The sequence below is a fragment of the Pseudomonas sp. LBUM1660 genome (genome assembly GCF_059695935.1).
Genome location: NZ_CP166795.1, coordinates 4,908,005 through 4,922,349, shown reverse-complemented (window position 1 = coordinate 4,922,349; position 14,345 = coordinate 4,908,005). Strand labels below are relative to the sequence as shown.

At 59.4% G+C, this 14,345-nt stretch carries 10 protein-coding genes and 2 pseudogenes; 6 read left to right on the top strand and 6 right to left on the bottom strand.

The features are described 5' to 3' along the window. Position 1: 1 nt before the first annotated feature. From gpgF to ACA068_RS22835, 5 genes and pseudogenes are all read right to left on the bottom strand, one after another. A complete protein-coding gene (gene gpgF, locus ACA068_RS22855; protein WP_497304974.1) occupies positions 2–997 on the bottom strand; it encodes a glucosaminyl phosphatidylglycerol flippase in 996 nt (331 codons plus the stop codon). Continuing rightward, complete coding sequence (gpgD, locus tag ACA068_RS22850) at positions 994–1,770, bottom strand: N-acetylglucosaminyl phosphatidylglycerol deacetylase (RefSeq protein ID WP_497304972.1); 777 nt, start codon at positions 1,768–1,770, stop codon at positions 994–996. The genes gpgF and gpgD overlap by 4 nt, the downstream gene beginning before the upstream one ends. Next, on the bottom strand, positions 1,763–2,884 hold the full coding sequence (gene gpgS / locus ACA068_RS22845) for an N-acetylglucosaminyl phosphatidylglycerol synthase (RefSeq protein ID WP_497304970.1): 1,122 nt from the start codon (positions 2,882–2,884) through the stop codon (positions 1,763–1,765). Before gpgS ends, gpgD begins: the two co-directional genes overlap by 8 nt. 193 nt (positions 2,885–3,077) lie before the next feature. Further along, positions 3,078–3,842, bottom strand: coding sequence for a methyl-accepting chemotaxis protein (locus ACA068_RS22840; RefSeq protein WP_497310650.1), 765 nt, complete (start codon positions 3,840–3,842; stop codon positions 3,078–3,080). 93 nt (positions 3,843–3,935) lie between these two features. Continuing rightward, a pseudogene (locus tag ACA068_RS22835) lies at positions 3,936–4,823 on the bottom strand (HAMP domain-containing protein); the annotation flags it as partial. Between the two features lie 943 nt (positions 4,824–5,766). Between ACA068_RS22835 and ACA068_RS22830 the strand changes: the two are divergent. From ACA068_RS22830 to ACA068_RS22815, 4 genes are all read left to right on the top strand, one after another. Beyond that, positions 5,767–7,875 (top strand): Mu transposase C-terminal domain-containing protein, encoded by a 2,109-nt coding sequence (locus ACA068_RS22830; RefSeq protein ID WP_497304968.1) that lies wholly within the window; start codon positions 5,767–5,769, stop codon positions 7,873–7,875. Beyond that, entirely contained in the window at positions 7,872–8,594 is a 723-nt protein-coding gene (locus ACA068_RS22825; protein ID WP_497304966.1) for an AAA family ATPase, read from the top strand. Before ACA068_RS22830 ends, ACA068_RS22825 begins: the two co-directional genes overlap by 4 nt. A 49-nt stretch (positions 8,595–8,643) precedes the next feature. Then, complete coding sequence (locus ACA068_RS22820; RefSeq protein WP_497304964.1) at positions 8,644–9,471, top strand: nucleotidyltransferase domain-containing protein; 828 nt, start codon at positions 8,644–8,646, stop codon at positions 9,469–9,471. A gap of 196 nt (positions 9,472–9,667) precedes the next feature. Further along, positions 9,668–9,907: a hypothetical protein gene (locus ACA068_RS22815; RefSeq protein ID WP_497304962.1), complete on the top strand. Its 240-nt coding sequence runs from the start codon at positions 9,668–9,670 to the stop codon at positions 9,905–9,907. Between the two features lie 256 nt (positions 9,908–10,163). Here the strand turns inward: ACA068_RS22815 and ACA068_RS22810 are convergent. Next, positions 10,164–10,451, bottom strand: a pseudogene (locus ACA068_RS22810) (YciI family protein); the annotation flags it as partial. Positions 10,452–11,697: 1,246 nt separating this feature from the next. Here ACA068_RS22810 and ACA068_RS22805 point away from each other — a divergent pair. After that, positions 11,698–13,107 (top strand): NAD(P)/FAD-dependent oxidoreductase, encoded by a 1,410-nt coding sequence (locus ACA068_RS22805; protein WP_497304960.1) that lies wholly within the window; start codon positions 11,698–11,700, stop codon positions 13,105–13,107. Then, the gene (locus tag ACA068_RS22800) at positions 13,094–14,332 is read left to right on the top strand and encodes an NAD(P)/FAD-dependent oxidoreductase (protein ID WP_497304958.1); all 1,239 of its coding nucleotides are present in this window, start codon (positions 13,094–13,096) and stop codon (positions 14,330–14,332) included. The genes ACA068_RS22805 and ACA068_RS22800 overlap by 14 nt, the downstream gene beginning before the upstream one ends. The last annotated feature ends 13 nt before the right edge of the window (positions 14,333–14,345 follow it).

Genomic DNA, 14,345 nt, shown 5'->3' with positions numbered 1-14,345 from the left:
TTCAGGCCTGCTTGAACTTCATCAGTTTCTTGAGCAACGGCCGCCCCAGCATCAGCAAAAACACCGGGCCACCCACCACCAGGTAGAAGTAATACGTCACCGCCCGCCAGATCAGTATCGCCGCCGCTGCTGTGGATTTCCCCACCATGGGGGCCAACAGCGCCGCCGAGGTCAACTCTGCCGCACCCGCACCGCCCGGCAGCAGGCTGAATTGCCCGGCACTCAGCGACAGCATCTGGATCAGAAAGCACCAGGCCCACTGCAAGTCTGCCCCCAGCCCGCGCAACGCCAGATACAGCACGCTATACCGCAGGAGCCAATGCACGCAGGTCAGGGCAAACACCTTGATCAACGTCAGAACGGGCAACTTCAGCGTATCAGTGAACGCCGCCAGGAAGTGCAGGAGCTTGCGTGCCCAGCGCAGGCGTGTGGTGCCTTTGACGTTGAGGCGAATGAGCAACCGCCCGCTCAGGCGAATCAGCAATCGATGGTAGCGCGCCACCACCACGCAGCTGAGCAACCCGCCGAACATCGAGATGGCGCTGATAATCAGCAGCCATTCCAGGCGTTCGCTGAGGTGCTGGAACAACGCATAAATCAGAATCCCGCTCAGCGCGCAGAGGAAAAACAACAAATCGCTGAGTTGGTCCATGGCGAACACCGCGCTGCCCCTTGCCGGGCGCACGCCATTGCGCGCCAGCAGCGCCATGATGGTCAGCGGGCCGCCACTGCCACCGGGTGTGGCGCAGTAGGCGAACTCGGCGGCCATCACCACGCCGAGACTCTTGACCCTGCCGACCTTGTCGCACTGATCGCCCAGCAACAGGCGCAAGCGCAGGGTGTTCACCACCCAGCACAGCAAGATCATGCCGAACATGATCAGCAATTCATTCAACGGGAAATTTTGCAGCCGCGACCACGTTTCGTTGCCACCCAGCAACAACGGAATCAGCACCGCGGCGAGCAGGGCGATAAACAGCAGAATCCCCCGGCTCATGCGGCGCGACCGAGACGATTACTGTGCAAGGAGAGCCACTGGGCCTTGGTCATCGGCACTCGCCCCTCATCGAGCAAGCGCTTGAGGGTTTGCAGCCAGTAACTCCGCGAAAATCCATGGCGCATGTCCACCGGGTGCAGACCGAGGCGAATCACCGGTGCTTGCCGCCAGCGCTGTTCACGCTGATCGCTGACGAGTTTCGACAGACCCCGGCGCCAGGCACTGCGCGCACTCCAGACCAGTCCCGGCGCATCGATGGCAGTGAAATCAGGCAGACGATAGAGATGTTGTGGATCGCTGGTGTAGCCCAGCGGTAACTGGCGTAACGCCTGCCGAGTGCCTTCGCTCATCAACCAGGCCGGGGCGACGAAGCCTTCCAGCGGCCAGTGATAACGATGGAACACTTCGATTCCCGCACGCAGGCGGGCGAGGGCGGCGGCTTGCGACAAGCTGTAAAACTCGCCTTCGTGGGTATAGATCCGGCGCATGAACCAGTCTCTGGGATTGTTGGGAGGAGGGCCTTCGTCGCAATGAAAGTAGCCGTGCAATGCCAGTTCGTCACCTCGGGCGACTCGGCTGGTCAGCCACCGACGAAATCCAGGATGCTCGTCCAGATCGTTGTGCTTGTGGAAGTTCGGCACCACCAGCCAGGTCATCGGCACCTCGCCCAGGGCATCGACGGCCTCGACAAAAGGCTGGTAATCGGCCCAGGTCTGCGGCGCAACGTCATGCAGCACGAGTAACAGGCTGGGCGGGTTCATGGGCTCAACCATTCGCAGTCAGCGGCCATTGGCTGCCGAGCACCGCGTGATAGTGCCCCAGCAGACTGTTGACTACGGTGTCCCAGGCGTAATGCTGTTCAACATGTTTGCGGGCGCGTTTGCCCAGGGCCGCGCTGCCCTGGCTGAACAACTCGCGCACCGCGTTGGCCATCGCCAGGGGATTGTTTGGCGCGCAGAGCAAGCCGCATTGATCGGTGACGATTTCCTCGAAGGCCCCGGCTGCGACCGCCACGACCGGAATGCCGCTGGCCATGGCTTCGAGGATCACCAGGCCGAAGGTTTCCTGATCGCCGGCATGCAGCAGTGCGTCGGCGCTGGCCATCAAGCGCGCGACTTGGGCGGCCGGGCAGAATTCATCGACGACGGTCACATTGTCCGGCACCACAGCGGGCATGGAGGAGCCGACTAACAGCAAATGATAACGAGGCCCCAGACGCTTCATGCAACCGAGCAGGACCGGCAGGTTCTTTTCCTTGGAGCCACGGCCGGCGAAGATCAGCAGATGGGTGTTCTCATCAATGCCTAGTTCGGCCCGCAGGCCGCCGTCCCTTGCTTCGGGATTGAATGTTTGCAGGTCGACGCCCAACGGCTGCACGAACACATTCTTCACCCCAAGACCCATCAACTTGTCGGCCATGACCTGACTCGGCGCCAGCACCCGGTCAAAGTTGCCATACAGCTTGCTGACATAGGCCTCGACATTGGGGGTCACCCAATTGCCCATTCGATTGCTGACCAGCAGCGGCAGGTCAGAGTGATAAAAACCGATCACGGGCACATCCAGTTGCCGGCGCGCATCCAGAGCCGCCCAGGCAGTGAGATAAGGGTCGCCGACTTCGATCAGGTCGGGCTGCAAATCCTGCAGGACATTTCGCCATGGCGCCAGGCGGAGGGGGAAACGATAACCCTTGCCGAAGGGCAGGGCCGGGGCTGGAACTGAGTAGACGCCATCCTGCTCACTCAAGTGTGCCCCTGGAATCAGCAAACTGTGGCGAATGCCTGGCTTGATGCTCAGGCGACGGTGCTTGGCATCCAGATACGTGCGCACGCCACCGCTGGCCGGGGCGTAGAACATGGTTATGTCCGCGATATGCACAGTGAGCATCCCTCCGGTCCGTTGTTCTCCCTTGGTTGACCTTTATGAAGGATAGATGTTCGGTTGGGGTTTTGTGGCGCGGGGGATCAGTGTGGTTTTTGCGGTGTATTTCAGACCGCTTTCGCGGGCAAGCCTCGCTCCTACAAGGATTCGTGTGAACCTGTCGGAGCGAGGCTTGCCCGCGAAGAGGCCGGGTCAGACATTAAATACGGAAACTGCCCACCAGCTGCTTGAGACGCGCCGCCTGCTGCTCCAGGTCCGAACACGCCCGCAACGTCGATTGCAGGTTCTCCACGCCTTCCTGATTGAGCGTGTTGATCTCGGTAATGTCGACGTTGATCGATTCGACCACCGCCGTCTGTTCCTCGGTCGCGGTCGCCACCGACTGGTTCATCCCGTCAATCTCACCAATACGCAACGTCACGCTGTTCAAGCGCTCGCCCGCCAGATTGGCGATTTCCACGCTGTCCTGGCTGTGGCGCTGGCTTTCGCTCATGGTGCTGACGGATTCACGGGCGCCGACTTGCAGCTCTTCGATCATGGTCTGCACCTGTTGCGCCGATTCTTGCGTGCGGTGCGCCAGGTTGCGTACTTCGTCAGCCACCACGGCAAAACCACGCCCGGCTTCACCGGCGCGTGCCGCTTCGATGGCTGCGTTGAGCGCCAGCAGGTTGGTTTGCTGGGAGATGCTGGTGATTACTTCGAGAATCTGCCCGATGTTCACGGTTTTGCTGTTCAGCGATTCGATGTTGGTGCTCGAGGCGCTGAGCATGCTCGACAGTTGATTCATCGCTTTGATGCTGCGATCCACCACTTGCTGGCCGTCCTCGGCGAGGCTGCGGGCATCGCTGGCCTGGCTGGATGCCTGGGCGGCGTTGCGGGCGATTTCCTGAGCGGCGGCGCCGAGCTGGTTGATCGCTGCGGCCACGCTGCTGGTGCGCGAGGCTTGCTGGTCGGAGTTGAACATCGACGAGTTTGATGCCGCGACCACACGCAGCGCGACTTCGTTGACCTGGCCGGTGGCTGAGGATACTTCGCGAATCGAGGTGTGAACTCGTTCCACGAAGCGGTTGAACGCCGTGCCGAGAACGCCGAATTCATCGTTGTTGACGATGGTCAGGCGTTTGGTCAGGTCGCCTTCACCGTCAGCGATGTCTTCCATGGCGCGGGTCATGACGTGCAGCGGCTGGATCAGGATGCGGATCAACATGCCCAGCAACGCGATGATGATCGCCACGGCAATGATCGTCGCGACGACTGCCGAGGCGCGGAATTCGCTGAGCATCGAGAAGGCTTTGTCTTTGTCGACCGACAGACCGATGTACCAGTTGACCGATGGCAGGCCTTTGATCGCGGTGAAGGTGACGATGCGGGTCTTGCCGTCCACCTCCACTTCACTGAAGTCGCTGCTGATGCGTGGGGTATTTTTCGGGAACGCCTCGTTCAGGGACTTCATCACCAGTGCTTTGTCCGGGTGCACCAGGATCTTGCCGTCGGCGCTGACCAGGAAGGCGTAACCCATGCCGTCGAAGCCGCGGGCGCTAAGGGTGTCGATCAGGGTTTGCAGGCTCAAGTCGCCGCCCACCACGCCCACGCTTTGCCCGGCCTTTTTCGAGGCGGTGGCGATGGAGATGATGGTCTGGCCAGTGGCCGCATCGATGTAAGGTTCGGTCAGGGTTGCCGTGCTGCTGCTTTCGGCGCCTTTGTACCAAGGACGCACCCGCGGATCGAAGCCGGCGGGCATTTTTGCGTCAGGGCGAATCGTGAAGCTGCCGGTGGCATCGCCCAGGTAGGACGCCATGAAGGTCGACGTCAGGGCTTTCTGCTCAAGCAGACTGGCGACGTTGGACTGTTCAGGGTTGACGGCGATGTTTTGAGCAAGGTTGTCGATCAGCAGGATACGGCCGGCCAGCCAGGTCTGGATGTTGTTGGCGGTAACGTCTCCCATCTCATTGAGGTAATTGTCCAGGTCTTCGCGAATGGCGTTGCGCTGTAAATAGTCGTTGTACAGTGTGAACGAGGCGAAGGCGGCAATGACAATGAGGGCGGCGGCAAGCAAAATTTTATGGCTGAAGCGCAGGTTTTTGTGGATGGGATCTTTCTATTCCCGAATCTGGCTGTAAATAATTCCCAAACGAATGGTATCGAAGTGGGATGAAGCGTGTTTAACCGGGTTGAAGCGGGTTGAAGTGAAGCTTGCTCAGCTGAGGCGAAACTTGGCGAAACGGACTGGGGGACTTTACTCCTCCAGTCCTCCGGGCTCGATGCCGCCCAAATAGTCACTTTTCAAACATGACCATCGCGCTATGAAGGACAAAGCCGTCCTTCATGGTGTCGATTACCCGATACAGCCTTCCTGTGGCGTGACGTCATTTTTTCGTCACGCCCTGTCAAACTTCACCCGCCCATCAAATGGGATGTTTTTTCGTCGACGGATTTAGGGCGATATCAATACAACACGTAAAGGGCGCTTCGTTCTAACTCGTACATTGCTACCCCTTGCATCCATGCCAAAGGTCGCGCAAAATTGCTTCGTCGCTGCAAATTCAGCGGCCTGGAATTGACGTTCTGGAATCTGAGGCGGGTACAACCGCCGCTTATAAGCGGTTTTTTTGTGCCCGCAGCATGGCTAGCCTGTAATGGACGGGCCGTGCGGGGGCTTCTTCGGAAGCACCGGCCCTCAGACCGGTACGTCAACCCTGTACGGTTCCGTCCACCTTGATTGACGTCAGGGGCAAGCGGAAAAACCGCTTCTGAGGTGATTGTCTATGCTCGCCATATCGACGGCTGCGCTGTCTCCAGCTTTATCTGCGCCACTTTTCCCTACTTTGGCTGTTACCTGCACTTCCCCCTTTTGGCTTGATGCCGCAGCACTGGCTTCGCTCGCGGAGATGTCTGAGCGTCAAGCCTGTCAGGTCTTGGCCCAGTCGGCCCAAGGCCAACCTTGGGGCGGCTCGTTGTTGCAGGTGCGCGCCGTGCAAGGCCCAGACGGTTTCTCCGTTCCGCACTACGAAGTGCAGGCCGACAGTTTGCCGGTCGAACTGTTCCAGCGCTGGTTTCAGCGGAACCCGCCACCAACGTCGCCTGCTCCGCATTTTTCTAACCGGTTGTCGTTGGGCGCCGGCCCACAGCCACTCGACCGCCTGGCCGCCAAACACCGCGAACTGGCCCTGTGGAAATGGCGACTGATTCAGCCAGCCCTGGCCTACCCAAAACATTCCGGCGCGCGTGGCGAGACGCTGCGCCGCCTATCCTTGAGCGCACATGCGACGCCCGATGGCCGCCGTCGCCAGGTCAGCCTCGACAGTTTGTACAGTTGGGTTGCGCGCTACGAAGCGCACGGCCTGACGGCCTTGATGCGTCGCCCCCGACGCGACTGTGGGCGCAAGCTCGTCGGCATCACCCGACAGTGGGACAACGCCTGCCCCTTGCCGCAGGACACCCAAACCCTGATCGCCGAACAACTGGCCGAGCAGGTACGCTCGTTATGGGCCGCCGGCGCACCGGGTTATCGCACCGTGGCTGAACTCGGCAGCGCGGTGCTGTTTGATCTGTCGCAGCGGGCGGGCTGGACCGACGTCACCTTGGCGCAATGTCAACTGAGCCGCAGCTACGTTGAGCACTTCCGCCGTTATGCCCTGCTGGCGATGCACGACAAGGACGCTCGGTTGTTTTTCGACACGCGGGTGCCGCGCATTCGCCGCCACCGCGAAGGGCTGCAACCGATGGACATCATCGTCGGCGACGTGCACCCGATTGACATCAAGCTGACCCGCGCCGACGGCACGGCGGTGATGCCACGGGCGATTGCCTGGCTGGACGTGGCCACCCAACGCCTGCACGTGACGCTGATCCAGCTGGAAAAAGGCGAAGGGGTCAAACAGGTGCATGTCGCCCAGTCCTTCGCGGCGATGTGCAGCGCCTGGGGCTTGCCGCGTCAGCTGTACCTGGACAACGGGGCCGAATACGGCTGGCAGGACATGATGGAGGGTTTTGCCCAACTGAGCCGGCTGACCGGGGCCGCATTGGATGCGCGCCTGGAGACGCCAGAGCGCCCGCTTAAGGCGGTGATTCGCGCCTGGCCGTACAACGCCCAGGCCAAACCCATCGAAGGGATTTTTGCCCTGCTCGAACAGCAGGTGCTGGCGATGCTGCCGGGCTGGATCGGCGGCAACCGCATGCGCCAGAAAACCCATAACGTCGGGCGCGCGCCCCAGGCCTTCGGCGGCGACTGGGAAGCCTTTCACCAGTCGTTTGACCAGGCCTTGGCCTACTACCACGCCCGGGCCCAGCCGCGCAGCCGCAACCTCAACGGCCAGAGCCCGAATCAGGCCCTGAGCGCCGCCATCGCGGCGGGCTGGGCCGGTGCACCCGAGGTCGATCCGCTGGCGCTGCGGGTGGCCTTCGCCAGCGAGGAGACGCGGCTGATTCACGATGGCGGTTATGTCCGCTGGAATGGCACTAGCTATTACCATGACGCGCTGATCGCCCGTACCGGTGAGCGTCTGTGCATCCGTTTTGCCAAGTGGGATGAGCGTTACCTGTTTGTCTTTGATGAACGCAATCAACTGATCTGCACCGCCGAGCCGGCCCAGACGTTCGCCTTTTTCGGCGAAGACGGGGCGCGCACCCAAGCCCAGCGGGCCAAGGTGCTGAAACGGCATCTGCGCGACCTGCGCGGCAATACCGTGCGCCTCGATTTGGAAGCGGTGATGCAACGCCGCACCGAACTGGCCGGGCCGGCGCCCACCATACCGCTGGGCCCGCGCGTCGCGTTGACCCCGAGCATGTCGAGCCTGTTGCAGGCGATCAAGGCGCATCAGGCCCAGCAGTTGACTCGGCCCCTGCCGCGTACGCCGATGACGACCTCGCAATGGTCGACCCCGGCCAATCCCCGCCTGCCCGCGCTCAGCCGTACCGAGAGCGACGAGGACTATGAGGACGTTGATCCATCGCCCATCCCCACTCCGGTGACGGCTTCGCTAGGGGGTGAACTATGAGCCCGGTGATCGAAACCCTCGCCGTGCAACAGGCGCTAACCCTGGCACAAACCCTGCTCGACGCTGACAGCAACCGGATCGGCAAAATTGACGGCAAACCCGGCACCGGCAAAAGCACTATTGCCCATTATCTGGTGCAGCAACTGGACGCGGTGCGGGTCTGTGCCTATCAAGGCATGACCACCAAAAACCTGATGCTCGATTTGTGTGGCGCGCTCGGGCTGGACGTCTCCGGCGGCAGTGCCGCGACGCAGATTGCCCGGCTGCGACCGCGAGTGAAGAATCGCTTGGTGATTGTCGATGAGGCCAACCACCTGAAGTGGCCACAACTCGAAGGCCTGCGCTTTCTGGCCGATGAAGCCGGCATGGCCTTGCTGCTGATGGGCACCGACATCATGAACCGGCAGTTTCGTACGCCGCAGACCGGGGTGTACCTGGCGCAACTGGCCTCACGGATTGGCGCCAAGACCTTGCACCTGACGCGCATGCGCCGCATCGATGAAGGCCAAGCCTATATCTTGCAACCGCTGTTCGGCCAGGTCGAACGCGCCGCCGCCAAACGCTTTATGCAGGTCAGTCAGGGCTACTGGCGCGACAGCCTCGAACTGGCCCGTGCCTGCCAGCGGCTGATGGCCCCGACCGGGCTGACGCAACTGACCCTGGAGATCATCGACACGGCCGCCGTGTGGATGGCCGAAGGGCGTCGGGATCTGGGATAATGCTCGGCTGTTGAGTCACTCTTGATCCCTTACCCGAGGCGCATGACGCATGATCGGCTGCACCGAAGCGGAACCCCACACGCCCGCGATTGCACCCACGGTTCGCGAGCAGGTCAAAGCGCATCTGGCGGCCCTCGAAGCCGAGCACGCGGTGCGGGTGCTGTATGCCTGCGAATCCGGCAGCCGGAGCTGGGGCTTGGCGTCTCCCGACAGTGATTACGAGGTGAGCTTTCTCTACGTGCACCCGCTGTCCTGGTACCTGCGCGTCAGCCCTGGGTGCGACGTGATCGAGGTGCCGGTGGGCGATGGCCTCAACCTCCGTGGCTGGGAGCTGCGCAAGGCCCTCGGGCTGTTGAGAAAGGGCAATGCCACGCTGATCGACTGGCTGAGTTCCCCGATGGTGTACAAAACGCACGCGGACTTTTTGCACGCCCTGCGCGACGCGGTCCGCCAGACGCCTCAATCGCAGCGCTTGTTTCAGCATTACGTGCACACGGCGCGCAGGATTTACCGCGAGCAGTTGGGCGGCGAGCGGGTCAAGCTGAACAGCTACTTTGAGGCCCTGCGTCCGCTGCTGGCCTGCCGCTGGCTGGAACAGGAGCACGGCGTGGTGCCGATGCGTTTTAGTGAGCTGCTCCAGGCTACGGTGCTCGACCCGGTGTTGCGTGCGACCATTGAGCAGTTGCTGGTCCGCCAGCGCGCGGCAAACGAAATGCCAGACCTTCAGTTCCTGCCGATACTCAATGCCTTTATCGAGCGCGAACTGACGCGGCTGGAATCTGTACTGCCAGTTTTGCCGGAAGGCGTTGATTGGTCAGGGCTAGATCGCTTGCTGCTGACGACTGTGTTGCAAGCGCGACACTCACTCGGCGAATGATCCGCTGGTCGGTGCGGGCACGAGAAGATTCAAGGTGCACGGCGGGGCGCGTCGCCGGAATGTCAGACCTTCCGCCCTCATTAGTTACGGGCGGGACAGAAGGCTATGCTTTGTCGGCGTAGGCGAGCCATTGGCTGATACGGCATACTCAATGACGGTTGATATAGGTGGAAGGTTTCGCCTTGGAGTACAGCACATGCCTTTGGTAACGCCGGTTGTTGATCCCCAGTATGTGGCCGAGGTGGCTGACACCCTCCATGCCTGGCTGCCGTGTCCCTACACGCGACGCGCGTTAGTGGATTGGGTCGAGGCATCTTTGCTGCTGTGGGACCTCCAGCACCAGAAGTTCGCCGATGTCCGTACAGAGCTGGAACACCTGTTACGCGAGCAGTATCGGGACTGGGTCGAAGCGCACGGTGACGTCGATGCATCGTGACGGCTCAAGCCTTGGTGATTTGTCGTGCTGTGTTGCTTTAGCTTAGGTGTGTGGCTCCGATGCGCACAGCAATTGGGAGCCTCCAACAACATCAGATGGCCGCGGTCGTATCGTGTGTTCGCGCTTAACTTTTGGGCTGCCGAACGTGCCGTCATGGCGCATTGTTGGCACCAATGACCGGCTCGTACAGTGGCTAACGGCGCTCTCCATTGATGGCCTTGTCCACATAGCCATTGCATGTACACATTCGAACCTTCATAGCCGGTGGACAGGCATTGCCCGCCGCGCTGGGACGCCGCGACATCACCTGCCACAACCTGTAGTCGGCAATTAGCTCTCTGGTTTCGGTGAACGGACCGTCGATCACCGTGCGTTGGTCACCCAAGAAGCGTACGCAGGCGCCTTTGCTACTCGGGTGCAGCCCCTCGCCCTCATTGAGGATGCCGGCCTTGACCAGTTCCTCGTCGTACTGGCCCGGTCAGTAGTGCCTCGTTTAGACAATACCACCAGCCTCGCTATCCTGGCTGGCTTTCACAATGATCATGAAGCGCGTCTTATCTCGCAGGATGTGTTGATGCACTTCAATACGCCGAAGGGGCGGCCAACGCCATCCAATCGGGCGGTCAAGTGTAAGCCCCCCCCCTGCGCGGCCTGTAGGACCTTTCTGGTTTTATTGTGAGTGCGCGGGGCTAGTTCATACTCATGGGCTGAGTTGAGGATGCCAACTCGTGGGACCCCATCAGTAGGCTGAGTCTCATTGTCCCCACCTTTCCCTTGTGGTCGAGGCGCAACATCCGAACTTCAGTGGCTCAGCATTCAGCGGTCACGTTCGCCCACTGATTTCAATCGTTTAAAGCATTTTCAGAAGTGTCCTACAGCCTGTGACGATACCGATGTCTAGAATGTAGCCGTTCACCCAGCCTGGCTCTTTACCAGTCCAGGGATGGCAAGGCCGTTAGGGCTGGGTGGGCTTTCTCACTTCGTCGGTTAAGCCGTCAGCAATCCCGTCTTCCGTCATACGCGGTTGCTACCGATGCGACGCCGAGACCCTGGGCGGAACACCGTCCGGGTTCAAAGGCGAGCTGTTCTTGCGATTTGATGGCGACCCAAGCGTGATCGTCAACACCAAGGTAGTGCACAACGACCGTGCCTACGCCCTGTACCACCCCCTCAATTGCTACGCGTCGTCGGGCCACAACAACTGCGGTGGTTAGGAGGTCGCACCAGCCGTGCGCAAGGGTTGGTTCAACAGCAACATCAAGGCCGTCGTTAGCGCGCCAAGAGGTACGCAGCCCGACGAGTCATGCGGCCAATGCACCCAATCAGGTCTGATCGTGGGGCATTATCTAGTCGACGATAACCTTCCTTATAATTACTGAGCACAAGAGATTGTTTACGTCGAAAATGATGCTTCGCCACCAACGCGTTAAAAGGTAACCGTTTGCCGCTCATCTTGAGTAGTACTGTATCACTCGCCCGCTACACGACTAAATTCACGAAATATCTTCCTCATTGGCGTTTTGACCGAATGGTGTGGCGTATGTGGGTTTTGTTCGGTAATTAGCGTGGCTATCGCCCCCCACCTCTTTAGCCGCAGGTATCAATGGTCGTTGATGGTTTTAGCCATTTTCCCACTCGTTTCTATCATTGTTCGTGTTGACGATCAGAAATCCAGCGAGCAATTAGACAGGTGTAATCGGTCATTTCAACCGGAAGTCGGTCAATGGCGTATGCCATGCACCCCTAGTCGTTCATTAACGATGCTGTTACTTCACCAGACAGGCTAGAGCATGACGAAATCATTCCCGAATCAGACCGATGCCTACGACGTTGTCGTCATTGGGGGCGGCGTTGTGGGGTGCGCGATGGCACGGCGATTCACTCTGGAAGGAGCTCGCGTGCTGCTTTTGGAAAAAAGCCCCGATATCCTTTCAGGCGCGAGTAAAGGTAATAGTGCCATTTTACATACCGGCTTCGACGCCCCGCGAGATAGTCTCGAACTCCAGTGCATGAAGGAGGGCTACCGGGAGTACCTGGATATTCACGGAAAGATGTCGCTGCCTGTACTTAAGACTGGCGCGATGGTCGTTGCATGGAATAAGGATGATCTCCAGAAGCTGGAAAGTATTGTTCAGCAAGCACATGACAATGGCATCGCGGACGTTAAGTTGATTGGTCGCCAACGTATACATACCCTAGAGCCGAACTTATCACCGACTGCGCAGGGGGCGGCAGAGGTCCCCGGCGAGTATTTAATCGACCCGTGGTCGGCCCCTTTGGGGTATTTGCTACAGGCGCTGATGCATGGCGCGCAAGTGAAATTCAACACCGAAGTTAAGGCTGGGGAATTTGATGGCGAAATCTGGTCGCTTGAGACCAGTAGCGGTGTGGTTAGAGGCAAAACCATCATCAACTGCGCCGGACTGTTCGGCGACTTGCTGGAGCAACAACTGCTCGGGGAATCGAGTTTCTCCATCCATCCACGTAAAGGCCAATTTGTTGTTTTTGACAAAGCAGCTTCGCGCTATCTGACGAACATCGTGCTACCGGTACCGAACGAGCGCACTAAGGGAATCGTCCTGACCAAAACGGTCTACGGCAATCTCCTCGTTGGGCCTACGGCTGAGGAGCAGGACGATCGCACTCATGCCGGCCTCGATGGTGAAGTTCTAAGGCAATTGGTGGACGCCGCTGTAGAGCGTATTCCCGCGCTTGAGGGAATGCCGGTCACTGCAACCTATGCCGCACTGCGGCCTGCAAGTGATAAAAAAGAGTATCGAATACGCAGGGTTGAAGGTCAGAACTGGATAACGGTCGGAGGCATTCGCTCCACCGGCTTGACGGCTGCGCTTGGTATCGCCAAGCACGTTTTCAGCCTTTACGAAGGTCGTCACCTACCGATCCCTGCGGCCAATCTTCAGTGGCCCTCACTACCGAATCTGGCCGAACACTCGCCCCGAGATTACCAGCGGCCAGGCTACGGGGAAATTATTTGCCACTGTGAAATGGTCACCCTCAGAGAAATAGAAAATGCCTTGTCCAGTGCGCTCCCGCCAGGTGACTTGGGTGGTTTGAAGAGACGGACACGTGCCTGTATGGGGCGTTGCCAAGGATTTTATTGTGGGGCGCGGGTAGCCGAGCTCAGCGCGGGCCGTCTTGCCATTCCTCTTGCTACAGGTGTTTGTCATGAATCCCATTGAAATCGAAAACGTTGATGTCGCCATTATCGGTGGTGGGCCCTCGGGGCTTTCGGCTGCGATAGAACTGCGTAAACGTGGCGTCGATAAAGTCGTGGTATTTGAGCGCGAACAAGAAGCCGGCGGCATACCGCGCCACTGTGGCCACCCTCCGTTTGGATTCTGGGAATACGGCAGGATCTACAGCGGACCCGACTATGCCAAACGTAACGCGGAGGAAGCGCTCAAGGCCGGTGTGGACATTCGCGTGAAACACTCGGTTACGCGACTTGGGAAGGGTGGCCGGCTAGAGATTGTGAACCCTGAGCAAGCACTCATCATCCAGGCAGGTCGGGTGCTTATTGCGACAGGCGCAAGGGAAACACCGCGCTCCGCTCGGTTCGTGGGCGGGGATCGCCCCCTCGGTGTGATAAATACCGGAGCCTTGCAGTCCTACCTCTACTTGGAACAGCTCAAACCCTTTAATCGACCTTTGATCGTGGGGACGGAGCTCGTCAGTCTTTCTTCAATCATGAGTTGCCGTCGCGCGGGGATCAAACCTGTTGCGATGATCGAAACCAATAATCGCGTCACTGCACGTTGGCCTTTGTCGCTATTTCCAAGGCTATGCGGTGTTCCCGTGCATTTCGGTGCGCAACTGCTCGAGATACACGGCACCGGTCGAGTTGAAGGCGTGAGCGTTCGTTTGGCCAACGGGAGCATCAAGGAGTTCGACTGCGATGGTGTGCTGCTAACCGGGCAGTTCATTCCCGAATCCAGCCTTGTCCGATTAAGTGAGTTGAGGCTTGATCTGAAAAGCGGTGGTCCAGAAATCGATCAGTATGGGCGCTGTTCCGACCCGGTTTATTTTGCAGCAGGAAATCTATTGCGTCCTGTTGAAACCGCTGGTTGGTCGTTTCGCGAGGGGCGAAAAATAGCCGCAATGATCGCGCATGATCTGCATGGACAACTTTCCGCAGCAGAACAGGCGATTGCGATTAGCTGTAAGGGGGAGCTGAAGTTCTGCGTACCGCAACGGCTAAGTCTCTCCTCCGTCGTGGGAATGAAGCATCTTCAGATGCGGGTTAGCAAGGCTGCGAAAGGACGTTTGATCGTTCGAGTAGATGGTAAAGAACTTTGGTCGCGCCGAAGCTCCACCTTGCCGGAGCGGCGAATTCTGATACCTATCGCAAGCTTGAAGGTGCCCAAGGGCGCACAGCAACTCGAAGTCGACTTTGTCGGCCAATAACAACAAAAACCTG

What these genes read in the sequence shown, in the direction of transcription:
- gpgF (WP_497304974.1), bottom strand. Translation starts at nt 997, where the DNA reads ATGAGCCGGGGGATTCTGCTGTTTATCGCCCTGCTCGCCGCGGTGCTG.
- gpgD (WP_497304972.1), bottom strand. Translation starts at nt 1,770, where the DNA reads ATGGTTGAGCCCATGAACCCGCCCAGCCTGTTACTCGTGCTGCATGAC.
- gpgS (WP_497304970.1), bottom strand. Translation starts at nt 2,884, where the DNA reads ATGCTCACTGTGCATATCGCGGACATAACCATGTTCTACGCCCCGGCC.
- ACA068_RS22840 (WP_497310650.1), bottom strand. Translation starts at nt 3,842, where the DNA reads ATGTTCAACTCCGACCAGCAAGCCTCGCGCACCAGCAGCGTGGCCGCA.
- ACA068_RS22830 (WP_497304968.1), top strand. Translation starts at nt 5,767, where the DNA reads ATGTCTGAGCGTCAAGCCTGTCAGGTCTTGGCCCAGTCGGCCCAAGGC.
- ACA068_RS22825 (WP_497304966.1), top strand. Translation starts at nt 7,872, where the DNA reads ATGAGCCCGGTGATCGAAACCCTCGCCGTGCAACAGGCGCTAACCCTG.
- ACA068_RS22820 (WP_497304964.1), top strand. Translation starts at nt 8,644, where the DNA reads ATGATCGGCTGCACCGAAGCGGAACCCCACACGCCCGCGATTGCACCC.
- ACA068_RS22815 (WP_497304962.1), top strand. Translation starts at nt 9,668, where the DNA reads ATGCCTTTGGTAACGCCGGTTGTTGATCCCCAGTATGTGGCCGAGGTG.
- ACA068_RS22805 (WP_497304960.1), top strand. Translation starts at nt 11,698, where the DNA reads ATGACGAAATCATTCCCGAATCAGACCGATGCCTACGACGTTGTCGTC.
- ACA068_RS22800 (WP_497304958.1), top strand. Translation starts at nt 13,094, where the DNA reads ATGAATCCCATTGAAATCGAAAACGTTGATGTCGCCATTATCGGTGGT.